Origin of the sequence: Myroides sp. DW712, from assembly GCF_046557355.1 — a bacterium.
Taxonomy (GTDB): Bacteria; Bacteroidota; Bacteroidia; order Flavobacteriales; family Flavobacteriaceae; genus Flavobacterium.
The window spans coordinates 17136-42988 of sequence record NZ_JBKFDO010000002.1 but is presented as its reverse complement, the minus strand read 5'-3'; the positions used below and the strand labels follow the sequence as shown (position 1 = coordinate 42988).

Below are 25853 nucleotides of genomic sequence, written 5' to 3'. Positions count from 1 at the left end.
TCAGAAAGAGAATAAGCTGTTGAACCAGCTTACACTCTTTCAAAAAATTCTTAATATTTTGAAGCTAATTCTTTAGCAACTTTCTCTAAAACGCTCGTTTGTTCGTCACCGAATTTACCAGCTTTTAATTGATCTAAAACATCTCTGTGACGTGATTTAAGAGCTGCTAAGAAATCTTTCTCAAACTCTTTTACTTTGTTTACAGGAACGTTTCTCAATAAGTTTTTAGATCCAGCATAGATAATCGCTACTTGATCTTCCACTGTATATGGATCGTTAACTGCTTGCTTCAAGATTTCAACGTTTCGTTGTCCTTTTGAAATTACATTCATTGTAGCTGCATCTAAATCAGAACCAAATTTCGCGAATGCTTCTAACTCACGGAATTGTGCTTGGTCTAATTTTAATGTACCTGCTACTTTTTTCATGGATTTAATTTGAGCAGAACCTCCAACACGAGATACCGAAATACCCACGTTAATCGCTGGACGTACCCCTGAGTTGAACAAGTCAGACTCCAAGAAAATCTGTCCATCCGTAATTGAAATTACGTTTGTTGGAATATAAGCAGAAACGTCACCCGCTTGTGTCTCAATAATAGGTAAAGCTGTTAATGACCCACCACCTTTAACGAAAGGTTTGATTGACTCTGGTAAGTCGTTCATGTTTTTAGCAATTTCATCATCCCCAATAACACGAGCAGCTCTTTCTAATAATCTTGAGTGAAGGTAGAACACGTCTCCAGGGTAAGCCTCACGTCCTGGTGGTCTTCTTAAAATCAAAGACATCTCACGGTAAGCTACCGCTTGTTTTGATAAATCATCATAAATAATCAACGCTGGACGACCTGTATCACGGAAATACTCTCCAATTGCAGCACCTGCCATAGCAGAATATACTTGCATTGGCGCTGGGTCAGATGCGTTAGCCGCAACGATAATTGTATAATCTAAAGCACCTTTTTCTTCTAATGTTTTAGCAATAGCAGCCACAGTAGAAGCTTTTTGTCCAATAGCAACATAGATACAGTAAACCGGTTGACCTGCATCATAAAATTCTTTTTGGTTTAGAATTGTATCGATACAAACTGTTGTTTTTCCTGTCTGACGGTCACCAATAACTAACTCACGTTGTCCACGTCCAACTGGAATCATCGCGTCAATTGCTTTGATACCGGTTTGCAATGGTTCAGTTACTGGCTGACGGTAGATAACACCTGGTGCTTTACGCTCCAATGGCATTTCATATAAATCACCTTCGATAGGACCTTTACCATCAATTGGTTGTCCTAACGTATTTACAACACGTCCTACCATTTTCTCTCCTACGCGTAGAGAAGCGATACGACCTGTTCTTTTTACTGTAGCACCTTCGCTTACACCAACAGAAGAACCTAACAATACAATACCTACGTTATCTTCCTCTAAGTTTTGTACCATTGCTTCTAATCCGTTGTCTAATACAACTAGCTCTCCGTACTCAGCATTTGTTAACCCATATACACGAGCAACTCCATCTCCTACTTCTAGTACTGTACCTACTTCTTCTAAAGAAGCCTCAGAGCTAAATCCAGATAATTGTTTCTTTAAAATCGCTGAAATTTCAGCTGGTTTAATGTCCGCCATTTTTATCTATGTTTATACACGAAAATTCGTGCGGTGATTTTTTTTACTTAATTAATTCTCTTTTTAAAACTTGTAATTGATTTGCTAAAGAAGCATTGTATTGAACATCTCCAATCTTCAGGATAAATCCACCTAAGATTGACTCATCTACAATATTGGTAATTACCGCCTTTTTGCCAGGCGCTAATGTTTTTACTTTTTCAAGTACTTTCGCCTCTATACTAGCATCAATAGGCATTGCTGTAGTAACTGTTACTTTCTCAATACCTTTGTACAAATCGTACTGTTCTTGGAATGACAAAGCAATTGCTTCTAAAATTCCAAATCTACCATTTGCTTTTACTAGGTTAAACAACTCTTTTGTTCCCTCGTTTACCGCTGCAAATACTTCCAATAAAGCATTTAATTTCAACTGGTCTTTAACAATTGGGTTATTCAAGAAAGTCTTCAACTCACTGCTTTGAGCTATTGATTGAGAAATAAGGATCATATCCCCATTGATAGCATCAACATTTCCTTTTTCTAAAGAAACCTCAAGCATTGCTTTTGCATAACGTGCCGCCGCTCTTGTGCTTACCATAGTGATATTAGTTTAATTTTACATCATCTAACATTTTCTCAACCAATTTCGTTTGAGCTTCTTTGTTAGATAATTGATCTTTCAATAATTTTTCAGCGATTTCAATTGAAATAGATGAAACTTGCGTTTTTAAGTCAAGAATAGCCGCAGCTTTCTCGCTTTCAATTGTAGCTTTTGCTTGAGCGATTAATTTTTCACCCTGAGCTTCCGCTTCTGTTTTAGCATCAGCAATCAATTTTTCTTTGATCTCACGAGCTTCTTTTAGTAAAGTATCGCGCTCTGCACGTGCTTCAGCTAATAACTTCTCGTTATCCGCTTTTAAATTAGCCATTTCTCTTTTAGCGTTCTCTGCCGCTGCTAATGCATCAGTAATCCCCTCTTCACGAGCTTCTAAAGCATTTACAATTGGTTTCCACGCGAATTTTCCTAAGATAACAACAATTACTATCATAATAATTAGTTGCCAGAAAAATAGTCCAAAACTGAAATCGTTAATTAACTTATCCATTATCTAAAATTATACTTTTTAATACCTGATTTTGTTTAATTAAAATAAGAAGTTTACCTGTAACCAACCGTTACAGATAAACTCTTTGTACTGACTTGGATTAATTACCTAAGATTAAAGCACCGAATGCTAAACCTTCCAATAATGCTCCAATGATAATCATCGCAGTTTGGATTTTTCCAGCAGCTTCTGGTTGACGAGCAATAGCGTCCATTGCAGAAGAACCAATTTTACCTAAACCGTAACCAGCTCCGATTACGATTAAACCTGCACCAATGATAGTTGGAATTGTCATAGTATTGAATTTAATATTAATTAAACAAATTTATTTATACTCTATTTTTATTCTATATTGATTAATGTGCTTCTTCATGATCGTGATCTGCCACAGCCATTCCGATGAATAAAGACGACAACATCGTAAAGATGAACGCCTGTAAGAAAGCAACTAATATTTCTAAGATTACTAAGAACGTCGATAAGAAGAATCCGATTCCAATCGCTCCACCAGCTCCTAAAGCTTCTTTCATTACGAAGATGATTGCAATTAATCCGAATACTACGGAGTGACCTGCTGTAATGTTTGCGAATAAACGCACCATTAACGAGAATGGTTTAATGATTGCTCCTAAAATTTCAATTGGCATTAACATGATTTTCATGGGAACAGGAACTCCAGGCATCCACAACATATGTTTCCAGTAGTCTTTGTTCGCAGAGAAGTGTACAATCACAAAAGTAAAAATTGCCAAACAAGCCGTTACTGAAATACTACCTGTTACGTTGAATCCTAGTGGAGTTAACCCTAAAATATTTAAAAGGAAAATCAAGAAGAATACAGACAACAAATACGGCATGAACTTTTTGTATTTTGCTTTACCAATATTTGGCACCGCCATTTCATCGCGCACATACAACACCAAAGGTTCTAATCCTCTAGCAATTCCTTTTGGCAAGTTGTTGGGTCCGTTTTTGTATGTTTTAGCTAATCCTAAGAACAGGATAAACATTAAGATTGTTGTGAAGAATAAAGAAGCTACGTTCTTTGTGATAGAGAAATCAAGCGGTTTCTCATTGGTAGGATGGTGTGCCTCATCGTACGTAATTGTACCTTCAGCGTCTGTTTTGTAAATCTTTCCGTGGTACAATTTATAAAATTGTCCGTCCTTTTCCACGAGTTGTTTTCCGTAATCAAATTCAGAAGACATAAAAACTTTAAGACCGTTGTCAATTAAAATCACTGGCAAAGAAAACCCGTAATTTTTACCTGTCTCTTCATCCGAGAAGAAGACAAAGGAGTAATCATCTGCTAAGTGATGCGCAATATGAGCCTTAACTTTCTCAGCTTGCGTCATTTCTGCAGGATTTTCTTTCACTTCCCCTTCTACTACTTCAAGGGTTCTTTCAATAGATTGCTCAGCTTTTTGAATTGAGTTTTCAAGCTTTTGAGTAGTAGTTTGCGCGTACGAAAATACCGACGAGGCTGTAAATAAAACAGCTGCTAATAAATTCAGTGATTTCTTGAGAGTCACCATATCTTAACTTCTTGAATATTTTGGTTCCTAAAATTTTGTGCAAAAGTACAATAATTCTTGTATTATCATACCTTTATATCAAACTTTTTTTACTTAGTTTCGTCTGGCGTAGTATTCTTATTTAAAATACTATAGGCGATAAATGCATCCCCTCCGAGGAAAACCAACACAATAAGTAAAAAATTATATTTAAATCCTTCATCTGTCATCTCGTGATTTAATCCATTTTTTGCGAACAAATAACTCGCAATTAATCGCATGGTGATAAATCCCAAAAAGACAAAACCCAAGTTATTGGGCAAGCTATTTTTGATTCCGAACAGGGCAAAAAAGATGATAAGAGAAAAGATAAATTCAAATCCATAAAACTTTTCTAAGCTATATCCAACTTCAAGTAAAGAGTTTCCTGCATCAGTAAAAGCGACCGCTGCATAGTGTAAGACAAATACCACCACTAACCCGATAAAAAGTTTCAATCCTATTTGTACTGTTTCTTTATCCATTCTTTTTATTTATTTAACTGACTGACTTGTTTAATTACTTGGTACAAAGCTAAACCTACTCCCAGTAACGTACAAATTTTATTTGCAATTGCCTGTTCAAATCCATACTTTTCATCGATCCAAGTCCCCAATAAATGGGATAAATAAATAATGACCCCCATTTGAATGGGAATATTAATTAAGGTCAACCACTTATTGGGTGCGCCCTTTTTTGTCATTAGGATTGAGGCTCATGGCCCACCATTTGGCATTTGACATCAATCTTCGCTCCTGGTTCAACTGCTAGGCGTCCCACCTTGATATCTCCTTTGATTCGAGCTGCCGATTTTACAGTCAACAAATCATGAACCAAAATATTACCTATAATTTCACCTTCAATTTCGCTGTTTTCACAACTGATATTTCCCACAATTTTTGCTATAGGGCCAAGCACTAATCGCCCTTTCACCACAACATTTCCTTCAATAACCCCGTCAATTCGGATATCTGCCATCGCTTCAATATCCCCTTTGATCGTTGTACCTTCAACAATTCGATTTGTTTGTCCCAACAAATCTAATCCTGTTCCTTTTGCTTTCTTTTTCGATTTATCAAACATGGTAAACACCGTTTTTTATTCTGACTCCACGCTTCCTGGAGCCTGATATTCATGTAAATTCTTTTTGATTTGAATCACGCTATAATCCTCTTGCATCATTGGAATATAAGCAGGGTCGTCGCCCAAACGACCGATCATTCGCGTTGCTTCTGCTTTGGATTTAAATCCGTGCAGTACATATATTTTTGTAGAAGCCAGATAATAGTCTTCCGTAAACTTCAATCCTGTGCCAGCCTCAACACCAGCTAAACGTTGCATATTCGATTTTATGGAAGCAAAATCAGCTATTTTATCCGTTGGCACGGCCACAATAATTTTCCAATTACTCGAATCTGTGGTTGCAAATTGTTTGCCTTCTAAAGCAGGGATAACTTCTTGCAGCAATTGAGCCGCTTCACGTCCTTCTGCTGTAGAACTATAGGTTAATGCCAAGTAATTCAACGCTTCTTTATACTTTTTCACCCCTTCCGTCCGAGCAATCAACATCGCATTCAACAACTCAAATTTGCTGACATACGTATCGTCAATACGCTCTAAAGCATCTTTCATCATGGTCTTGGCCTCTTCGTACTGATCGGCTTTAAACACTTGGTAAATCGATGCATATATTTGTTCTGGAGCAAGATCTCCATCACTGCCTATACTTAAGTTTTGCATCAATTTAGCATAGCGTGACTCTGGATATGTCGCAATAATCTCCGCCTTCATTGCTGCAGCTTTAGCTGGATCAATCTCTTGATACAGTTTATACAACTTATACATTGCTGGTAGAATCAAACGCTCCTTTGGATCAAAAGTCAATAATTGTTCCAAACGATTTATCCCTTCTGGAATTTTTCCAAAGCGCTCGCTGTAAATTGCACCGAGTTCAAAATACGCCAAGTCACGATCGTCTTTTAATTTGGCAATTTGCGTACTATCAGAAGGAATTTTACTAACGTATGTTTCTATTTGATAACGCGGATCAACAAAATCATCCGTTTGTTTTTCTTTATTCACTTGATTTTCAGCTAAGGCTTGTTCCTCACCCTCATCACTAACTTCATTCACCGTCGATTGGATCGCACTCCACCTCCAATTATCCGTCAAGGTACGATTGCCCCATCGGCGTTTAAAATCTTGACGTCCACGTAATAACGCTTGATTAGAGTAAAAATAGAACGTTGTTTTCCCGCCCATGCTTCCAAAATTCGATTCAGCAAATGATTTTTCAATCGCCTCACCAAAATTGACCACATTAAAAAAATCGGCCCCTGAATTACCCTGAACACCTAAATTTGCCTGCATTTTTCTGTAATCTTCCTTGCGCAATTCATCTATAAACGCTTGAAAATAGGCATCTCTTTCTGCTGGAGCTAAAGCAACCAACTGAAGGATACTGTCATTTTTATGCGCAACTAGCTCTAAATCCACTACTTCACGTAAGGATTCTCTTCGTTTGCTGATTCTAAACGTTTCTTTTGCTTTAGGAGGCAATAGCGCAAGCGCACTGTCGTAATATTGTCCTGCCTCGGCATACCCTGCGCTGTTAAAGTAGATATCGGCAATGCTCAAAAAATTCCTCGCTTTGAGTTGTTTATCTTGTCCACCTTTATTAGCCGCCGTTTTTAAATAGGATAAAGCTTTATCTTGTTGATCAATATCGCGGTAAAAAAGTCCAACCTGACGATTTAACACATCTAGATAAGGTCTATTCTCTCGATCTTTTAATAAGCTATTATATTGTTTTAGAAAGGCTACTGAATCTAATTTATTCGCTCCTGTTAGTTCAAAAATCTCAGCATAAGCATGCACTGTATAAGATCTCGGTGCTTTGCGATTCATGTCAATAATCGTCTCAAAATTTTGCGTTGCCTCTTCTTTTTTGCCGATTCGTCCATTTAGTTGGCCTAAGATATAATGATAGCGTGCTTTTTCTTCTTGGTTAGACACCAATGCCACGGCTGATTGTAAAGCAGTACTTGCACTATCCAGCTGTTCAAGGTTGATATAGCCTTGAGCCAACATGGCATATGCATCGGATTCTACTTGTCTTCCTAGACGACCTTTGCGTTCGCGCAAGAGCTCTTTTAAGTTTTTAATCGCTAAATCGTCATAGCGCAAGCGCAAATTGGTCTTTTCGCGCCACACTTTAGCTTCACCAATCAAATCACTATCAGGATATTTATATAAGATATAATTAAATGCTTCCAAAGCAGGAACAAAACGCCCATCGTAATAGCGCGATTTACCTAGCAACAAATACGCATTCGCCATTTGACTATTACGCTCTCTTCCCTTGATATACATAGAGTGCTTTTGGATGGCTTTTACTGCTTTATTTTCAGATCGGGTGAACCCTTGTCCATCGGTACTTTCAGGCCCACCTAAATCGGTACCCGCCACAGACAAATTATCTAAGATACTCCCTTGTTGTGATTCCAAAGACACCCCGCGTTCAAATTCTCGTTCAGGGTCAACTTCAATCTGAATCCGTTCTACAGGTAAAATTTCCCAATAATCATCAAAATAGCCCTCCTTCAACGCATCGAGCGCCTCAGTATAGGATTCATTACCGTGAAAGAGGATATTGTACTTTGTAGTCAAAGCATGATATCCTCGATTTAACATCTTATCCTTTTTTACAGAACACGCTATAAAAGAAAGTAGCAGCAGGATAATTCCTCCTATACGAATGACAACCTTTGTTTTCAATATCTGGGTTAAACTTTATATAACAACTATTTTTTCGGGCTATTAGTATGCACACGACAGTAAAAATACATCACTTTTTGCTATTTTATGTAACTATTGTTAAAAATAAGAAGATTCTTTGCTGTCTTTTTGGCCTTTTCTTTTTACTTCAACCCTTAAACCACGCTACATTATCAGCCTCATCTACTGCTGAAAACAACGTATACATTCATGCAAATTACAAAAGAAAAGGCGATTACAACTCCATGTGAATCATAAAATTACCTATCAAAAGACAAAAAAAAGCAGCACTCAAACAATGAGTACTGCCTTATATTGGATGAAATTTACATTTCTATTTCTGTACTAAAGAATCCTTCTAATTCATGGTAGGTTAAGGTCGATGTTTGCACATCGTGTAAGAGTCTGCCTTTATCCAAGGCAATAATGCGATCCGACACTTCATATGTATGCTGCAAATCGTGGCTTGAAATGAGGATGGTCATCGCTCTAGTTTCCCGTTTTTTCTTCACTAACTCTTTGAGCCTAATTTGGGTCGAAGGATCGAGATTCGCAAAAGGTTCATCGAGGATAACCAGCTCTGGGTTACCAATAAAAGCCCCTATAATTCCTATTTTCTTTTGATTACCCTTCGAAAAATCGCGAATGTATTTCTTTTGATTGAGGACTTCTCCATTAAAGAACGCCTGGTGCTCCGCAATAAAAGTTTCCACCTCTGTTTTAGACCACCCACGCAAGCTGCCTAAAAACACGAAGTATTCCTCCGCTGTCAAGTAACCAATTAAGAAGGTTTCATCTAAAAAGGCTGTTGTATAATTTTTCCATTGTTCGCTAGTTGCTACTGACTTTCCGTTGGAATAGATGCTCCCCGCGCTGGGCTGAATAAGATCCAACAACAAACTAAAAAAAGTAGTTTTCCCTGCTCCATTATTTCCCACTAACCCAATACTTTCGCCTCGTCCAAGTGTAAGTGATTCTATTTGTAGAACCGTAGTTCCATTGTATACTTTATGTAAATTATCTACTTGTATCATAGCATTATTATTTTTTATAAGCAGCTATAGCTGCATATTTTTCACGGATATAAATTTTTTCTATAAACTGGAATACGTAAGAATACAGGAATATTCCTGCTAATCCAATGAGAATTAGCAAAACAAATCCTCCCCAAAACGGATAAATAAGGGATCCAATAAAATAAAAGAGAATAGGCAATACCATTTTAGGAAAACTAATGAGCATGACGCGAAGGTTAAACGCATTTTTATCGCCAAATACATTCTTTGCTGCAGTTAGATCCATGGGTGTTTTGAGATACGCACCTCCCCAAAGCACAAAATAACCATTAATGCCAATGTTGAAAATCCCCATGGCTAACATTAAGTAAAACAGCTGCATGTTCACAAAAATATAGAAGCAACACAACAGAGTAGAAACGAAAGTTCCCAAGGCAATAATTAACCATTTCGACATCAAGTAATCGCGGTACAATACATTTTGTGTCATCAGTAAAGGATAATAAGACGAGTCCCAACTCGGCACATATTGCCCAAATAGCATTAAAAACCCTCCCGTAGAAAAGAAAGCCAGAAAAACCGAAAATGCCGCAGGGATTGCTTCTTTCCCAGAGGTATTAAACATAAAAACGCCATAGAATAAGAAGAACACGCTCATCAATACCGTCACTCTAGCTCTTTTATTTCGGACAATCAAGCGAATATCATTGCGCAAGAAACTAGCATATCGACCAAATCGATCCAACCAGCTCATTTCTAAAGCGATTCCTTCCTTAATATTTACCTTTTCTAAATTATCCAAATACAAACGATGAACAAAGAAGCGATGTGTACACCAAATAAGTCCTGCTAGTATTAATACATAGGCCAGTAAACTGAGCGGGTATTGATAAGCCACGACGTACAAATACTGTGTATATAAAGTAGGGTCGACGATATCGTAGTACTGCAATCCAAAACACAGCGCTACAGCTCCAATAACGCCATAGAAAACAGGCGCATAAGCCTGCATTAAAATCGTTATACAATGCATCATAAAGACAATACAATAAACAGCTAAACTCCAGCTTACAACGGCCATCCAACTTTCACCATGAGTAAGCGCCACAATGGCGAAGGGAATAAGGAAAAATAGTTGCAAAATATTAAATGCACTCAAAAAGGTTTTTCCTACATAAAAAGTGACAATCTTCGTTCGAGGAATATTGAGAACCAGAAAAGGTTTTATACTCGCTACTGGGCCTTTTTGAAAGAAAAATCGAAACATTAGTTCTATTGCAAAATAGTAAATCAAATATCGACTTACGCTTTCAATCGGTGTTACTTCAGCAAAGTACTCTTGCATCCCTTGATAGGCTGCAATACCCGCAAGTAGCATCATGCATCCAAAGTAAATAATAGCCAACCATTTAAAAACAAGAACGACAACATCCATATTACTCTTGTTTCCTCTGGCTAAACGTTTATGTTCTAAAGTGATAAACCATTCATACATTATATCAGTTTTTTTGTTGTTACTCCAGTTAGTAGAGTATTGACTCAAAACGTTACAATGTATTTTTATCGCTATAAAAAAACCTTCCACTCTGTCAAGTGAAAGGCCTTTTTCAAAACTAAAACCAAAAAACTATCATTATTAATTTAGATTATACAAATTTCAGGCCAAACCTTGATTATAAAAAAACAAAAAGTAGAATCGTAGAAATAATTTTATCTTTGCATAAATTTTATTCGCATGAAAAAAGACATCGAAATACCACAAGTAACGGCAGTAGAAATTGCAGTGGTTAAAGAGTATAATGAAGATTTTTTACAAGACGCTTGGTACGCTTATTTGTTTAATAACAGTACAGCGCCCATTGAGGCCATATTGATTGTATCTAAAGCAGAAGGAGAAGTTAATGGAGAGAAAAAAACATCGAGTATTTTCAGACATGCTTTTCCCTTACTAGCCGCTGGAGAAGCTATTAAAATAGAGCTGCTAGATGAAGCTATTTTCGCCTTAGACAATACGTTTATGTTGAGCTATTTTCAAGGGGGTAAACTGTACGATAAAAATTTTGTTTTTCCTGCAAATAGCATTAATGACGCTACCTTAAACAAGTTAGATTACGCAGACAAAAACGGAATTACTGCTATAAAGTAAGGAAACTCCAAATAAGTGCGTCCTAATTTATACTAATTCCAAATGTGAGTTTACCTATCTTAGTTCACCAACCAAAATTGTGAAAAGATATGAAACTAAAAAACACAGGAATTGTAATCGGCTTTTTAGGCTTGATGATTAGTTTACTTTCGTTCAAGAACACGACGACGGTAACAGAAACTACAGTAGAACCTGGTGAATGGAAAAATTTAACCGTGCTTCCAAAAGACATTTCTAAAGAAGATTTAGAAAGCCTCATGAAAGGGTATAATAAAGCACTCGGTGTAAAATGTAGCTATTGTCATGCACCCGCAGAAGGAAAAGAGGGGTTAGACTTTGCTTCAGATGCGAAAAAAGAAAAAGAATTTGCACGACACATGATTGTGATGACGCGTAAAATTAACGCAGAGCATTTCAATTGGGAAAATGATCCAAATCCAGAAAACATCAACGTGGTAACTTGTACCATGTGTCACAGAGGAAATACTAGCGCTACGAAATAAATACAAGTTGAATCGTAATCCGTTAATGAAATAACCTAAAGAACAAAGCGGGTGACCTTTTGGGACACTCGCTTTTATTTTGTACAGTTCCTCATTACTGGTCAACTGTTCACCTACTGTATATTATCACGATACTGCTAGTATAATGCATCCATACTCAGTCTATAGAAAACCTTCTTTTTAATGGACTCACTATGGAGTCACTATGGACTGAGTATGGACTCACCTAAAAGAAATGTTAGCCATCCTCTCACCTTGCTATTTTCCTGACAAAAACAAGTACTCGTTTTCGCTGCTGTTTTTGTTTTTTAATCCGCTACAACCAACTAAGAGACAAAATAAGCTTATCCTATTTTCTTTTTAGTCCTTTGCTTTTGTATGGAATTCACTTAGCTTTTTAGGCTTCTTTTTTCGGTGGAAATAACAACGATAACACAACCGACAAGACTAATACACTTGCAATAACTGCTAGAGAAACTAGGGATTCAATATGAACAAATGGCGAGATAATCATCTTCACTCCGATAAACGATAAAATAATTGCTAACCCGTATTTCAATTTGGAGAATTTATCCATGAAATTAGCCAATAAGAAATAAAGCGAACGCAACCCTAAAATCGCAAAAATATTTGAGGTATACAAGATAAAAGGATCATCAGGCGCAATCGCAAAAATAGCAGGAATACTATCCACAGCAAATACTAAATCTGTAAATTCAATCACCATCAAGGCAACAAAAAGCGGTGTTACCATTTTTATTCCGTTCTTAACGGTAAAGAACTTATCGCCATCATAATCATCACTTACTTTAAAGAATTTATGCACCATGCGGACCGCAAAGTTTTTTGATAAATCTTGCTCTTCGCTATGATCGTCTTTGGCGAACCAAGATTTGATTCCAGAAACTAGTAAAAAAATCCCGAAAATTGTCAGTACCACATTAATTTCGACCTGTTGTCCAAACAATTCAAAAGCAGGCAAATAGGTATGATTAATTAACTCAACTCCTGCAAAAATAAAGATTGCTCGAAACACTAAAGCGCCGATAATTCCCCAAAATAATACCCGATGATGTAGTTCTTTGGGTACTTTAAAGAAGGTAAAAACCAAGATAAACACAAAGAGGTTATCTATGGACAGGGCTTTTTCGATCCAATAAGCTGATTGGAAGCGCGCAAAATTTTCAAAGTCCATGTAGTAATAGATAACACCACTGAATACCATGGCTAAACCAATCCATACGACGGTCCAGGTTAACGCTTCTTTCGTTGAGACAACATGGCTATTCCGATTGAACACACCTAAATCCAACAAAAGCATAACAACAACTACAATTCCAAAAACAGCCAACAGGTCAGGGTGATTAATTAAATGATCCATTCTATTTGTTTTTTTAACAGCACAAAGCTACATCCTATATTTTTCCCCAAGAGAAAGTCTCGTAATGGAGTATATATCAACAATTTACGACTATTTTTTAATTTTTAATAGAAACAAAAAAAGCAACATAAAAAACTGTTTATCAGCTCATTACATTGCTTTAAGCGAGAAAATAACCGTAAACGGTCTTTTTTATACTTTTTTAATCTAATTTTTCTGTCAACTTTCGAAACGTTTTCTTTGGGTCTTTTCCGTTGTATAAAATATCATATACTGCATTGATAATCGGTGTTTTAGCTCCGTATTGCGCATTGAGTTCATACGCGCTCTTTGTCGCGTAATACCCCTCAGCAACCATATTCATTTCCATTTGTGCCGATTTTACCGTATATCCCTTGCCAATCATATTCCCAAACATTCGGTTACGCGAGAAGAGCGAATAGCCCGTAACCAATAAATCGCCTAAGTAGGCTGAATTATTGATATTGCGCTTCATGTGGTGCACTTTTTTAATAAATTTCTTCATCTCCCGAATAGCATTACTCATCAAAAGCGCCTGAAAGTTATCGCCATATCCCAACCCATGTGCCATTCCGCAAGCAATAGCATAAATATTTTTGAGTACAGCGGCATATTCGGTTCCAATGATATCATCCGTTACCTTCACCTTGATGTAATGGCTACTGATACAGTTCTCAATGACTTTAGCATGTTCTTCGTTTCGACAAGCAATCGTCAAATAAGACAGACGTTCTAGGGCTACTTCTTCCGCATGACAAGGTCCAGTTATCACCGCAATATTATCATACGAAACCCCATACGTTTGATGGAAATGTTCGCCTACAATAAGACTCGTTTCTGGAATAATTCCCTTGATTGCCGAAATAACTACTTTATTTTCTAAACTTACGTAGAGTTGTTCCATTTCTTCGCTTAAGAAAGCCGACGGAATGGCAAAAATAACGTAATCAGCATAGGAAACAGCCTTATTAATATCATTGGTCAACAACAACTGCTTGATATCAAACTCAACAGAGCTCAAATAATTAGGATTGTGATGGTTTACCTTAATTTCTTCTATCGCATTTTCATTTCTCATGTACCATGCAATCTGCTGTAGATTCTCACTCAACATTTTCACAATAGCTGTCGCCCAACTTCCTCCCCCAATTACTGCAAACTTTGGATAATCACTCATAATTTTAGCTTATAACTTGTCAAAAGTAACTAAAAAACTTAATGCAAACAATTGAAAAACGGTAAACAATACGTTATAGTTCTAAGACTTTTACTTCATTTAATTGTATGCTATGCAAAAATATACCTTGTTCGGTTATATACTAGCAATTTATTAATACCCTTATACGCTAAGGGTATAACAAAACAAAAGAGCTGTTAAACAGCCCTTTTGTAATTTTTCTATTTTTTATAAAAAAGATTGTGATCGATATACTTCCACACCTCTTTATCTAGTAAAGGTTGTACATTCTTTCCTTCTTTGATCGCAGTACGAATGAAAGTAGCTGAGATTTCCATAATGGGCGCATGTTCTACCCGTATAACATGAGGATGTTGCATAAGAGAACTTTCTTCTATTCGCTTGTGATCGACACGCGGGTAGACATAAATCCTATACTCCTCCAGCAATACTTCATAATTCTTCCACTTCGGCAAAGAATCCAAATTATCCTCTCCCATGATTAAAGCGAATTCATGCTTGGGAAAACGCTCGTGCAAATAGACCATCGTATTGACGGTATAATTGGGTTGAGGCAAGTTAAATTCAATATCTGAAGCGCGAATATAATCGTAATCTGCCGTTGCGAGATTAACCAAGTGTAAGCGGTGAAAGTCTTCGAGTAACCCCTTCTTCTTCTTTAGAGGATTATGGGGCGTTACTACCATCCACACCTCATCCAAATCGGTGTATTGCACCAGGTGATTCGCAATCACTACATGTCCAATATGCACGGGATTAAAGGTTCCGAAATACAAGCCAATTTTCATGTGCCTCTATTTTACAAAGTTACGCACCAGTTGATAGGCCTCTTCTTTGGCTGTATCTAAATCGTAATTTTTGATAATTGTATCAAACTGAGGTGCTGTTGCCAGCTCTACGGATGCTTTGGCAATGCGCATATTGATTTTATCTTCACTTTCCGTTGAACGCTTCTTCAAGCGAATTTTCAACTCATCAATGCTCGGTGGTTTCACAAAAACAGCCAACGTTTCTTCTGGGAATTTGCGCTTAATACGCAATCCTCCCGCTACGTCAATATCAAAGATAACATTTTTGCCCATGGCCCAAATGCGCTCTACTTCTGCCTTTAACGTACCATAAAAATTATCGCGATACACTTCTTCCCACTCTAAGAAATCATCATTTTTAATGTGCTGCTTAAAGTCTTCTAACGAAAGAAAGTAATAATCTTTGCCATGCTCTTCTCCTGTTCTAGCTTCACGCGACGTACAAGAAATAGAAAAATCAAGATTCAAATCCTCTTGTGCTAATAAATGGCGTACAATGGTCGTTTTTCCCGATCCAGAAGGAGCCGAAAAAACGATTAATTTCCCTTTATTCATATGATGTTGTGTTGTCTTTACAATACGTTTAATACCTGTTCTTTAATTTTTTCCAACTCATCTTTCATTCGAACCACAATTTGTTGCATTTCTGCATGGTTGGATTTAGAACCCATCGTATTAATCTCTCTTCCCATTTCTTGTGCAATAAAACCTAATTTTCTACCGTTGGCTTCATTTCCACTCAACGTTTCTAAAAAGTAGTCTAAATGTTTAGCTAAACGCACTTTTTCTTCGGTAATATCCAATTTTTCAAGGTAGTAAATCACCTCCTGCTCGAAGCGATTCTCATCAATAGTTAATTGTAATTCCATCAAATTCGTACGCAGGCGTTCTTTTACACTTACAATGCGTTCTTTATCTAAAAGAGAAACTTGTTCCATATAGGAGAAAATATTGCCAATACGCGCTCTAAAGTCGTCCTCTAGTGATTTTCCTTCACTCACGCGAAAGGCCTTCATATTTTGAATCGCTTCCTTAATCACAACTTCAATTTCCTTCCATTCTGCTTCATCAAAATCATTGCGTTCTACTTTCAATGCGTCAGGCATACGAACCGCCATTTTCATCAATTCCGTTGCATCTGCATTTGGAATAATCGCCTTCATTTGCTCAATGTACGCCAATACGATTGGAGCGTTAATTTTACTCGATGTTTCTTCTGCAGTAATCTCGCAAAACAAAGAGAAATCTACTTTTCCACGTTCTAGCTCTAAAGCAATTTGATTGCGCAAAGCCAACTCTTTTTCTCTATAACTTAAAGGTAAACGCACGTTTAAATCTAAGTTTTTACTATTAAGTGACTTCACTTCGATTGTGATTTTTTTTGTGGGTAATTGTAAACATGCTTTACCAAACCCCGTCATTGAATGTATCATATTCTTCTAGATAATGACTGCAAAGGTAAGAAAAAATGGTGAACGGTTGACGGTTGACGGTTCAGTTAACCGTTAACTGTAAACTAAAAAAAGAGAAGCCTAAGCTTCTCTTTTTCAAACCAACGTTGTACTTAACTGTAACTTTTTTTAAAACAAACCAATCTTTAACTACGTTAAGTATTCTCAACTTTCCTACTATTATGAAATAAAAATGTTCTTTTTCAATAGCAATTTTTCTCCTTTAATAAAAAACTATACTGGCTTTTCTTTCTGATTGAACCCCTTAATAAACAATTAAAATTCCAAACCAGTATAGCGTAAATTTTCTTCTTATTAAATCTTGAAAAACTTCATAGCAATTATTCCCTTTTTCATTATTAAGACAACTGCTTTCTCATTTGGTCACATTTATTTTTAATAAAAAACGAAATTATTTTTCAACAACCTAAAATACAGCACTTTACAAAATAAAAAATCGAAGTTTTCACTTCGATTTTTTTATTTTGTTGCTTTTTCAATGGCTTCTTCTACCACTTTTTTGCTATTTCCAACAAATACCGCTTGATCAATGACGATAACTGGGCGATTTAGAAAGGTGTACTGTTCCAGAATTAGCTCTTTGTAGTCCTCTTCTTCTAGTTGCTGCTCTTTTAATCCTCTTGATTTATAGAGTTGTGCGCGTTTATTGAAGAGCTTTTCATAACTTCCTACAACCGCGTATAGTTCTTCTAACTGGGTGACAGTCAAGGGATTTTTTTTGATGTCTTGCAATTCAAATGTTTCCAGCGCGGGAATTTGCCCCAAAATGCGCTTACACGTATCACAAGAACTCAAATAATATATTTTTCTCATGCTTTAAACTTCTTTTACATTAATAATATGAACAGGACATATTTTTTCTGCTTGTTCACAAGCCTCCAAAATTGTATAATCTGGAGATTTCAACGTGTGAAAGCCCTTGGTATTGATGGCGCGCAAGAGCACTGTTTTTCCATCCTTTTTCGACATCTGAAACTGTTGCGGTGCTACTTCTACGCAATAATTGCACCCAATACACTTTTCGCGCTGTAAAGTAATAACAATCATTCTGCTGTCACAATTTTATACATTTTATCGGATAAACGCACGCGAAATGGTAATTTAAGTGTACAATCATCTCCTTTGGTTGCTTTTTCTGCTTGCTGCTCGTTAACAAATAAGGTTTCGATTGTCAATTCCTGGGCTCCTGTACTGGGACCTGTAATTAAAATACGATCCCCTACTTTAATATCGTAGGCCTCGATTTTAAATTCACCAATGGATGCTTTTTGAAAATAGTGTGCTGCTTTTCCTACATATACTTTCTTCTGTGTTGCATTACTGCCTGGATTATCACTCCATTCACCTAATTTCTGTCCCAGATAATACCCACTCCAAAACCCGCGATTGTACACTGTTTCTAAAGCAACCATCCACTCCGCAACTTTCTCCTTGTTATAGGTACCTTGAGCAATGGCATCAATTGCCTCTCTATAAGTGCGAATAACAGTCGCTACATATTCTGGAGCTCGTCCTCTTCCCTCAATTTTGAGTACTTTGGCTCCTGCATCAATTACTTGATCAAGAAAATCAATCGTACACAAATCTTTGGGGGACATCATGTATTCATTGTCAATTTCAATTTCAAAACCGCTTTCTTGATCAATAACGGTATATTTTTTTCTACAGTTCTGCTTGCAAGCCCCGCGGTTTGCAGATGAATTATGTGAATGCAAGCTCAAATAACACTTACCTGATACAGCCATACACAAGGCTCCATGTCCAAAAATCTCAATCTCCACTAAATTTCCTGAAGGTCCTTTGACCTGCTCTCTTTCGATGGCTTCTGTAATTTTTTTTACTTGACGCAAACTCAATTCACGTGATAAAACAATGGTATCAGCAAATAAGCTATAAAACTTAACAGTTTCAATATTGGTGACATTCAATTGGGTCGAAATATGCACTTCCAAACCAATGGCTCTAGCTGAAGCAATAACGGCTTGATCTGAGGCAATGACCGCCGTCAAATCCGCTTCTTTTGCTTTATTGAGCAAGGTTTTTACCACGGACAAATCATGATCGTAAATGATTGTGTTCAATGTCAAATAGGTCCGTACATTTTTGGCTTTACAACGTCTAGCAATTTCGGGTAAATCATCTACTGAGAAATTAACCGTTGAACGTGCACGCATATTCAATTGATCTACTCCAAAGTACACTGAATCTGCTCCGTTGTCAATTGCAGCTTGCAATGATTCGAAGTTTCCAGCGGGAGCCATCAATTCAACTCTTCCTGAAACTGTCATAGCTTATTTATTTTTAATCTAAAATTTTAAAGATTTGATCGTTTTTACGCACGCGGAAGTCTACCTCCATCGTCATACGATCACCTGCTTGTGCCACAGCAACCTCTTGTCCATTCACTAACATTTTTTCCAATGTTAAGCGTTCATCTCCTGTTGTAGGGCCAATAATGGCTATTTTATCCCCCAACTTCACCGCTTTGTCCAACAAAAATTGTCCTACACTCGCCTTGGTAAAATAGTGTTGTACCGTACCGACTAATTGTTTACGCTCCACCTGTTTTTTGCGGATTTGAGTCACTGTACTCACCTTAACGGGTTGAATAGGCGCGCCATCCTCTACGTCTTTTTTGAACTTTAGTGATTCCGAACGTCCTTTTTTGAAAATTAAATTTCCTTTTTGAACCCCTTTTCTCAAGCGTTTTTGTTCTTCTTCTGGCAATTGAATAATGTCCAAACATTCATTTGAACAACAACCATGCATTTTTTCTGCACATTCATCACATTGAATAAATAACAAATGACAGGCTTCGTTTGCACAATTTACGTGTACATCACAAGGCTTTCCACATTGGTGGCAATTGGCAATTACATCATCTGTAATACGCTCTCCTAAACGGTGGTCAAATACGAAGTTTTTTCCAATAAATTTACTTTCTAACCCTTCGTCTTTCACTTGACGCGTATATTCAATAATTCCTCCCTCTAACTGGTAAACATTTTTGAATCCGTGGTGTTTAAAATAAGCCGAAGCTTTCTCACAGCGAATCCCTCCTGTACAATACATCAATAAATTTTTCTCCTCTTTGATTTCTTCCAATTGATCTTTAATAATAGGCAAGGATTCACGGAAGGTATCTACATCAGGGGTAATCGCCCCAACGAAATGTCCTACTTCACTTTCATAGTGATTGCGGAAATCTACCACTACCGTATTGGGATCTTCTAACAATTGATTAAACTCTTTTGCTCTCAGGTGAATTCCTTTGTTGGTTACATCAAAAGTGCTGTCGTTTAATCCGTCAGCAACGATTTTGTTTCTAACTTTTACAGTTAGTTTTAAGAAAGACAAGTCGTCTTGCTCTACCGCAACATTCAGGCGAATGCCCTTCATGAAATCATAGGCCTCTAACGTTTCTCTAAATGCTTCGAATTTCGATGCAGGTACAGACATTTGGGCATTGATTCCCTCATGAGCCACGTAGGTACGACCTAAGGCATCTAACGCATCCCATGCGAGGAATAAATCATCTCTAAATTGTTGTGGATTTTCGATTTTGGCATACGCATAGAAAGACAAAGTCAAGCGGTTTTCTCCAGCTTGTGCAATAAGTTCTGCTCTTTCTTCTGCGCTTAATGTGTTATACAGTTGCATGCTATATAAGTTTAAGTGTAGATAAATAAAAAAACGAAATGAAATTCTAAATGGAAGAATTTCAAAGGACAAAGATACGCTTTTGATTTAAAAAACAAATACCCTAAAACAAAAAACTAACGTATATTACTACACATCAGTTCTTTACAAAATTATACCTTTTTATTCTAAACGTTTCAAAGGCAAGTCCTCAATTGGATTAATAATCAGTGGAAAACGCTCCACTTTTACGGCACTACTATCCAAACCAAAGGCCTTTTCTTCTGAGAGTGATATCTTTTTCAGGAAATCATAGAGGTCGAGAATGATTTTCTCTTTCATGGGTAGATCATTGTCATACGACAGCTCTTTTTCAATTAATACGTACTCAAAGTCACCGATTGCATCGATCTTATGCAGGGATTCATAGCGCGTAGTAATGTCAATTTCTCCCTCTAGCATCAATTCGGTCACCACTTGTTTCATCAATACATTGATGCGTTGTTCATTTCGGAACCCGAGATAAAAATCAATGCGCAGAATATTTTGATTGGCTCCGTATTTCACAACTTTATATTCCAATTTATAGGGTTCGTCTACAACATTAACGTGAACAAACCAATAATTATCTGCTCGTTTGGGACGGCGATTGATAATGGAAAACATGGCCTTATACTCTACTTTAGATGGATTATACGCATTGGTTAAATACACGAGATTTGTCACATACTTTGGCATGGTATGATCCTGACTTAAATCGGTCAAGATCTCTTGATAGTCCGTAATATTCACTAGATCGGTATAGTTGCGTCTGATTTTTTTTCCGAGGTAATTTACCGTCATCACAGAAGCTAATATTCCCGCAATAATAACTGTGACATAGCCTCCATGAGAGAATTTTTGCACATTGGAAATAAAAAAGGACACTTCAATCGTCAAGTAAACAATTTCCACCAAAATAATAATGATAATAGGCACGCGCTTCAACACCATGAAATACCCCAATAAAATAGTAGTCATGATCATACACAGCGTAATCGCTAATCCGTAAGCTGCTTCCATATTACCTGATTCTTTAAAGTGGAGTACGACAAAGACACAACCAATAAACAAGAGGAAGTTAATAGACGGGATATACAATTGACCGCGGATATTGGTTGGGAATTTTACGCGTATTTTAGGCCATAAATTCAATCGAATGGCTTCGTTTATTAAAGTAAAAGAACCGCTAATCAAAGCTTGAGAAGCAATAACGGCAGCAATCGTTGCAATGCCAATTCCAAACGGTAAGAACCAATCCGGCATCACCAAATAAAACGGATTCGCAGGTTGATTAGAATTTGGTGTTAGATCCATTAAGGTTACCCCCGCATGTTCAATCAACAAGGCTCCTTGTCCAAAGTAACTTAAGACTAACATGGTCTTCACAAACATCCAACTGATTCGGATATTCTTAATTCCACAATGACCTAAATCGCTGTATAGTGCTTCAGCTCCTGTGGTACACAAAAATACAAAACCCAAAACCAAATATCCTTCCGAATGGATGGTTAACAGGTGAAAGGCATAGTAAGGATTTAAGGCTCTCAACACACTAAGATTATCAATTAAGTGACTAAAACCTAAAATACCCAGCATCAAAAACCAGATCATCATCATCGGACCAAAAAAGCGACCAATGGTTTTAGTTCCGAACTGTTGAATAAAGAAAATTCCGACTAAGATTCCTATTACAATGGGAATCGTAGCCAGCTCTGGTTGGTAAATTTTCAGTCCTTCAACGGCCGATGAAATAGAAATCGGAGGCGTAATAATACCATCCGCTAGGAGAGCACTCCCACCAATAATGGCTGGTACGATGAGCCAAGGTTTTTTGAGTTTTTTCACCAAGGTAAATAGGGAAAAAATTCCTCCTTCTCCATTGTTATCAGCCTTTAAGGTCAAAAAAACATATTTGACTGTGGTTTGCAACGTAAGCGTCCAAAATACACAAGAAATAGCGCCTAGAACCACTTCTTCTTGGATAATAGCTCTCCCCATAATAGCTTTCATCACATAGAGTGGTGAAGTTCCAATATCACCATAGATAATGCCCAAAGTAACTAAAAGCGTACCCAGCGATACGCGATCAATATGCGTTGATTTTGATTGTGACATCACAAAATAAGATTTTAGATCATTACATCCCGTTTACTTGACGGCCTAATTCCATACAAAGGTATAAACTAAGCCAATACAAAAACTAAAATGAATATGAAATTTACAATCAAACCCCAACTTGACAAAGAATTTCTACAGTATAGGCTTCTATTTTTATTTTTTTCATACAGCCCCTATCATTATGATAAAAAAAAGACAGATATAAAATCGCATTTTATCACAATAGTTTCCTAAAAAAATCACCAAACACAATAAAAAACTAGATTCACGCTTGGACAGTACCTTTAGCGAAGACACCAAGACAGAAACAGAGCAATAAAAAACAGTATTTTTGCTACAATTTGTAGCATAATTTCATTTCATCCGTTTTCTCTTGTTTTTTTATCTTATTTTTACATCAGTTAAGAATCAATATTTCAAAAAAAATGAGTGCAGATAAAGAAGCTAAATTGAAAGCCTTACAGCTTACATTAGATAAGTTAGACAAGACCTATGGAAAAGGAACGGTAATGAAACTAGGTGATACCGCTGTAGAAGAAGTTGAAGTTATTTCTTCAGGTTCATTAGGTGTTGACTTAGCTTTAGGAGTAAATGGATATCCAAGAGGACGAATCATAGAGATTTATGGACCAGAATCTTCGGGTAAGACGACCTTAACTTTACACGCCATTGCCGAAGCACAAAAGGCAGGTGGGATTGCAGCATTTATTGATGCGGAGCACGCTTTTGATCGTTTTTATGCACAGAAATTAGGCGTTGATATTGACAACTTAATCATTTCTCAACCTGACAATGGGGAACAAGCCTTGGAAATTGCAGAGAACTTAATTCGTTCTGGAGCAATTGACATTGTGGTGATTGACTCAGTGGCGGCATTAACGCCAAAAGGAGAAATTGAAGGCGATATGGGAGATTCTAAAATGGGGCTACACGCGCGTTTAATGTCTCAAGCCTTGAGAAAATTAACTTCTACCATTAGCAAAACCAACTGTACGGTATTTTTCATTAACCAATTGAGAGATAAAATTGGGGTTATGTTTGGTAGCCCTGAAACAACAACGGGAGGTAATGCCTTAAAATTCTACGCTTCGGTTCGTATTGACATTCGTCGCTCTACGCAAATCAAAGATGGTGAACATGTTATTGGAAACCGTACCAAGGTTAAAATTGTAAAGAACAAAGTTGCCCCTCCTTTCCGTACAGCAGAATTTGATATTATGTATGGTGAAGGAGTTTCCAAAGTTGGAGAGGTGCTAGACTTAGCAGTAGACTATGAAATCGTGAAGAAAAGCGGATCTTGGTTCAGCTATGGTGATACAAAACTAGGACAAGGAAGAGACGCTGTAAAATCATTGATTAAAGACAATCCAGAGTTAATGGAGGAATTAGAACTAAAAATCAAAGAAGAAATTAAAAATAGAGAAGCTTAATTTGAGTTTCCACACCAAAAAGAGCCGCAATTCAAGCGAATTTGCGGCTCTTTTTTATCTCTTTATTTCTGGTCACACCAGCATATCTCTTTTTCTAGGAAGACAATTCACCTCCTTTTCTCCATTCAACTAATTTATATGCGATTTTGCTCCCATTGAAGAACCGCCTGTTCTACTACATGATGGGCACGATGCTTCAACTCTTTTTTATGATCATGTGTCATGCCTTTCGTTTCTATTGGTGGAAAAACAACTACAGGTACCCGACCAGGTTTACCAATTCCCCACTGAAAAGGAAAATAATACTTTAGATACCCCATTGCAATGGGCACAATTGGGATTTGATGATCAATAGCCAATCGAAAAGCACCATCTTTAAAACTGTCTAAGATAATACTACGATCATCAGGTACGCCTCCCTCTGGAAAAATACAGATACTCAATCCTTTGTTCAGCTTCTTTTGTGCTTGTTGAAAGACTTCATATCGACTTTTAGAGTCTTTTCGATCTACTAAAATACAGGTCTTTTTATAAAAAAAGCCAAAAATAGGCAACTTTGCCAGTTCTTTTTTACCGACAAAAACAAAGGGATTATCCTTGACTAACAGCAACATCATCATAATATCCATCATGGAGGTATGGTTGGCAATAAACATATAGCTCTTCCCTTTCTCTAAAGGATAGGATGCTTCAATCTGATAGGACATGCCCATGCCGTAAAACGTCAATCTAGCCCATAAGCGAGCTACTGTATAAAAAGCAGGGTACGTCTTATCCGACCAAATGGTTACAAGAAGTAAGGGAGAAAGTAAGAGTATCACAATCAGCATCCAGAGGTAAAACCAAGAGCGCCATAAAACACTAAAAAACGTGCGGATGTATTTCATTCAATGATGCATTTTAAAATTGCTTGCAACCTTTCAAAAATAAAAAATAAAGAAATGTTAAACCAACGAAAAGCAAAAAAAGAAAAACAATCGCAACAAATGCCATATCTTTGCTCTTATTATAAATACAAACACGCAATGGCTAAAATTCTAACGGGAGTTCAAAGTACAGGAACTCCACACTTAGGGAATCTCTTAGGCGCTATTCTACCCGCAGTAGAAATGGCAAATAATAAAGAGAATGAGTCTTTTATTTTTATTGCGAATTTACATTCAGCAACACAGATCAAAGACGCAAAAACATTACAGGAAAACACCTATAGTGTTGCGGCTACATGGCTTGCTTGTGGTTTAGATGTTAATCATGTAACTTTTTACCGCCAGTCTGACGTGCCGCAAACGACAGAGCTTACTTGGTACTTAAGTTGCTTCTTTCCTTTTCAACGCTTAACCTTAGCACACTCTTTTAAAGATAAAGCAGAGGTTCTAGCCGATGTAAATACAGGATTATTTACTTATCCAATGCTAATGGCCGCGGATATTCTATTATATGATGCAAATTTTGTTCCTGTAGGAAAAGATCAATTGCAACATTTAGAAATTACCCGTGATGTTGCAGCGCGATTTAATCACCAAATGGGCGAAACCTTCGTCTTACCTGAGGCTAAAATCTCGGAAGACGTGATGATTGTACCCGGATTAGATGGAAATAAAATGAGTAAGTCTAGAAATAACATTATCAATATTTTCGAAAACGACAAAACGTTGAGAAAACAAGTAATGAGTATTGAAACGGATAGTACCCCCTTAGAAGAACCGAAAAATCCTGATAGCTGTAACGTATTTACTCTTTACAAACTTTTAGCTACACCAGAGCAAATCGCACAAATGCGCGCGAAATATGAAGGTGGAAATTATGGTTATGGTCATGCTAAACAAGAATTATTCGAATTAATCGTAGAGCAATTCAAAGATATTCGCACGAAGTACGACTACTACATTAACAATTTAGAAGAAGTTGATCGTTTATTACAAATAGGAGCTTCTAAAGCTTCCACAATAGCAACTGCAACACTAAATCGCGTACGTGAGAAATTAGGTTACGCAACAAAATAATCCCATAAGGGCATCCATATTCGGATGCCCTA

At 37.0% G+C, this 25853-nt stretch carries 26 protein-coding genes; 4 read left to right on the top strand and 22 right to left on the bottom strand.

Features of this window, described 5'->3' with window-relative positions:
• Positions 1–50 precede the first annotated feature (50 nt).
• The 11 genes from atpA to ACLJX0_RS01745 form a co-directional block, all read right to left on the bottom strand.
• Positions 51–1625 carry a F0F1 ATP synthase subunit alpha gene (gene atpA, locus ACLJX0_RS01795; RefSeq protein WP_410877953.1) on the bottom strand — a complete coding sequence of 525 codons (1575 nt, stop codon included), beginning with the start codon at positions 1623–1625 and terminating at the stop codon, positions 51–53.
• A 43-nt stretch (positions 1626–1668) separates the two neighbouring features.
• Positions 1669–2205 (bottom strand): ATP synthase F1 subunit delta, encoded by a 537-nt coding sequence (atpH, locus tag ACLJX0_RS01790; protein ID WP_410877952.1) that lies wholly within the window; start codon positions 2203–2205, stop codon positions 1669–1671.
• Positions 2206–2212: 7 nt separating this feature from the next.
• Entirely contained in the window at positions 2213–2713 is a 501-nt protein-coding gene (locus ACLJX0_RS01785) for a F0F1 ATP synthase subunit B (protein WP_410877951.1), read from the bottom strand.
• Between the two features lie 100 nt (positions 2714–2813).
• Positions 2814–3008, bottom strand: coding sequence for an ATP synthase F0 subunit C (locus ACLJX0_RS01780; protein ID WP_002988855.1), 195 nt, complete (start codon positions 3006–3008; stop codon positions 2814–2816).
• 61 nt (positions 3009–3069) lie between these two features.
• Positions 3070–4248, bottom strand: coding sequence for a F0F1 ATP synthase subunit A (atpB, locus tag ACLJX0_RS01775; RefSeq protein ID WP_410877950.1), 1179 nt, complete (start codon positions 4246–4248; stop codon positions 3070–3072).
• A gap of 89 nt (positions 4249–4337) precedes the next feature.
• A complete protein-coding gene (locus ACLJX0_RS01770) occupies positions 4338–4751 on the bottom strand; it encodes a DUF6168 family protein (RefSeq protein ID WP_410877949.1) in 414 nt (137 codons plus the stop codon).
• Between the two features lie 5 nt (positions 4752–4756).
• Positions 4757–4969: an AtpZ/AtpI family protein gene (locus tag ACLJX0_RS01765; protein ID WP_410877948.1), complete on the bottom strand. Its 213-nt coding sequence runs from the start codon at positions 4967–4969 to the stop codon at positions 4757–4759.
• Complete coding sequence (locus ACLJX0_RS01760; protein WP_410877947.1) at positions 4969–5349, bottom strand: bactofilin family protein; 381 nt, start codon at positions 5347–5349, stop codon at positions 4969–4971. Before ACLJX0_RS01760 ends, ACLJX0_RS01765 begins: the two co-directional genes overlap by 1 nt.
• Before the next feature lie 15 nt (positions 5350–5364).
• Positions 5365–7959: a tetratricopeptide repeat protein gene (locus ACLJX0_RS01755; RefSeq protein WP_410877946.1), complete on the bottom strand. Its 2595-nt coding sequence runs from the start codon at positions 7957–7959 to the stop codon at positions 5365–5367.
• A 410-nt stretch (positions 7960–8369) separates the two neighbouring features.
• The gene (locus ACLJX0_RS01750; protein WP_410877945.1) at positions 8370–9077 is read right to left on the bottom strand and encodes an ABC transporter ATP-binding protein; all 708 of its coding nucleotides are present in this window, start codon (positions 9075–9077) and stop codon (positions 8370–8372) included.
• Positions 9078–9084: 7 nt separating this feature from the next.
• Positions 9085–10554 (bottom strand): DUF5687 family protein, encoded by a 1470-nt coding sequence (locus tag ACLJX0_RS01745; RefSeq protein WP_410877943.1) that lies wholly within the window; start codon positions 10552–10554, stop codon positions 9085–9087.
• 240 nt (positions 10555–10794) lie between these two features.
• Between ACLJX0_RS01745 and ACLJX0_RS01740 the strand changes: the two genes are divergently transcribed.
• Positions 10795–11205 (top strand): hypothetical protein, encoded by a 411-nt coding sequence (locus tag ACLJX0_RS01740; protein ID WP_410877942.1) that lies wholly within the window; start codon positions 10795–10797, stop codon positions 11203–11205.
• Between the two features lie 89 nt (positions 11206–11294).
• Positions 11295–11708 (top strand): c-type cytochrome, encoded by a 414-nt coding sequence (locus ACLJX0_RS01735; RefSeq protein WP_410877940.1) that lies wholly within the window; start codon positions 11295–11297, stop codon positions 11706–11708.
• Between the two features lie 397 nt (positions 11709–12105).
• On the opposite strand, the gene ACLJX0_RS01730 is transcribed toward ACLJX0_RS01735, so the two are convergent.
• From ACLJX0_RS01730 to ACLJX0_RS01685, 10 genes are all read right to left on the bottom strand, one after another.
• Entirely contained in the window at positions 12106–13089 is a 984-nt protein-coding gene (locus ACLJX0_RS01730) for a TerC/Alx family metal homeostasis membrane protein (RefSeq protein ID WP_410877938.1), read from the bottom strand.
• A 202-nt stretch (positions 13090–13291) separates the two neighbouring features.
• Positions 13292–14287: an NAD(P)H-dependent glycerol-3-phosphate dehydrogenase gene (locus tag ACLJX0_RS01725; RefSeq protein WP_410877936.1), complete on the bottom strand. Its 996-nt coding sequence runs from the start codon at positions 14285–14287 to the stop codon at positions 13292–13294.
• Between the two features lie 221 nt (positions 14288–14508).
• Positions 14509–15096, bottom strand: coding sequence for a nicotinate (nicotinamide) nucleotide adenylyltransferase (gene nadD / locus ACLJX0_RS01720; protein WP_410877935.1), 588 nt, complete (start codon positions 15094–15096; stop codon positions 14509–14511).
• Positions 15097–15102: 6 nt separating this feature from the next.
• Positions 15103–15672, bottom strand: coding sequence for a guanylate kinase (gene gmk / locus ACLJX0_RS01715; protein WP_410877934.1), 570 nt, complete (start codon positions 15670–15672; stop codon positions 15103–15105).
• 17 nt (positions 15673–15689) lie between these two features.
• Positions 15690–16538 (bottom strand): YicC/YloC family endoribonuclease, encoded by an 849-nt coding sequence (locus ACLJX0_RS01710; RefSeq protein WP_410878292.1) that lies wholly within the window; start codon positions 16536–16538, stop codon positions 15690–15692.
• Between the two features lie 510 nt (positions 16539–17048).
• Positions 17049–17402 carry an arsenate reductase family protein gene (locus ACLJX0_RS01705; RefSeq protein ID WP_410877932.1) on the bottom strand — a complete coding sequence of 118 codons (354 nt, stop codon included), beginning with the start codon at positions 17400–17402 and terminating at the stop codon, positions 17049–17051.
• Positions 17403–17405: 3 nt separating this feature from the next.
• On the bottom strand, positions 17406–17636 hold the full coding sequence (locus ACLJX0_RS01700) for a ferredoxin (RefSeq protein WP_410877931.1): 231 nt from the start codon (positions 17634–17636) through the stop codon (positions 17406–17408).
• A complete protein-coding gene (locus ACLJX0_RS01695; RefSeq protein ID WP_410877929.1) occupies positions 17633–18877 on the bottom strand; it encodes a peptidase U32 family protein in 1245 nt (414 codons plus the stop codon). Before ACLJX0_RS01695 ends, ACLJX0_RS01700 begins: the two co-directional genes overlap by 4 nt.
• 13 nt (positions 18878–18890) lie before the next feature.
• Positions 18891–20249, bottom strand: a complete 1359-nt coding sequence (locus ACLJX0_RS01690) for a rhodanese-related sulfurtransferase (protein WP_410877927.1) — start codon at positions 20247–20249, stop codon at positions 18891–18893.
• Positions 20250–20411: 162 nt separating this feature from the next.
• Entirely contained in the window at positions 20412–22385 is a 1974-nt protein-coding gene (locus ACLJX0_RS01685) for a KUP/HAK/KT family potassium transporter (RefSeq protein ID WP_410877925.1), read from the bottom strand.
• Between the two features lie 428 nt (positions 22386–22813).
• On the opposite strand from ACLJX0_RS01685, the gene recA reads away from it, so the two are divergent.
• Complete coding sequence (gene recA / locus ACLJX0_RS01680; RefSeq protein WP_410877923.1) at positions 22814–23818, top strand: recombinase RecA; 1005 nt, start codon at positions 22814–22816, stop codon at positions 23816–23818.
• A gap of 134 nt (positions 23819–23952) precedes the next feature.
• Here the strand turns inward: recA and ACLJX0_RS01675 are convergent, their stop codons facing one another.
• Positions 23953–24705 carry a lysophospholipid acyltransferase family protein gene (locus ACLJX0_RS01675; RefSeq protein ID WP_410877921.1) on the bottom strand — a complete coding sequence of 251 codons (753 nt, stop codon included), beginning with the start codon at positions 24703–24705 and terminating at the stop codon, positions 23953–23955.
• Between the two features lie 138 nt (positions 24706–24843).
• Between ACLJX0_RS01675 and trpS the strand changes: the two genes are divergently transcribed.
• Complete coding sequence (gene trpS / locus ACLJX0_RS01670) at positions 24844–25821, top strand: tryptophan--tRNA ligase (RefSeq protein WP_410877920.1); 978 nt, start codon at positions 24844–24846, stop codon at positions 25819–25821.
• The last annotated feature ends 32 nt before the right edge of the window (positions 25822–25853 follow it).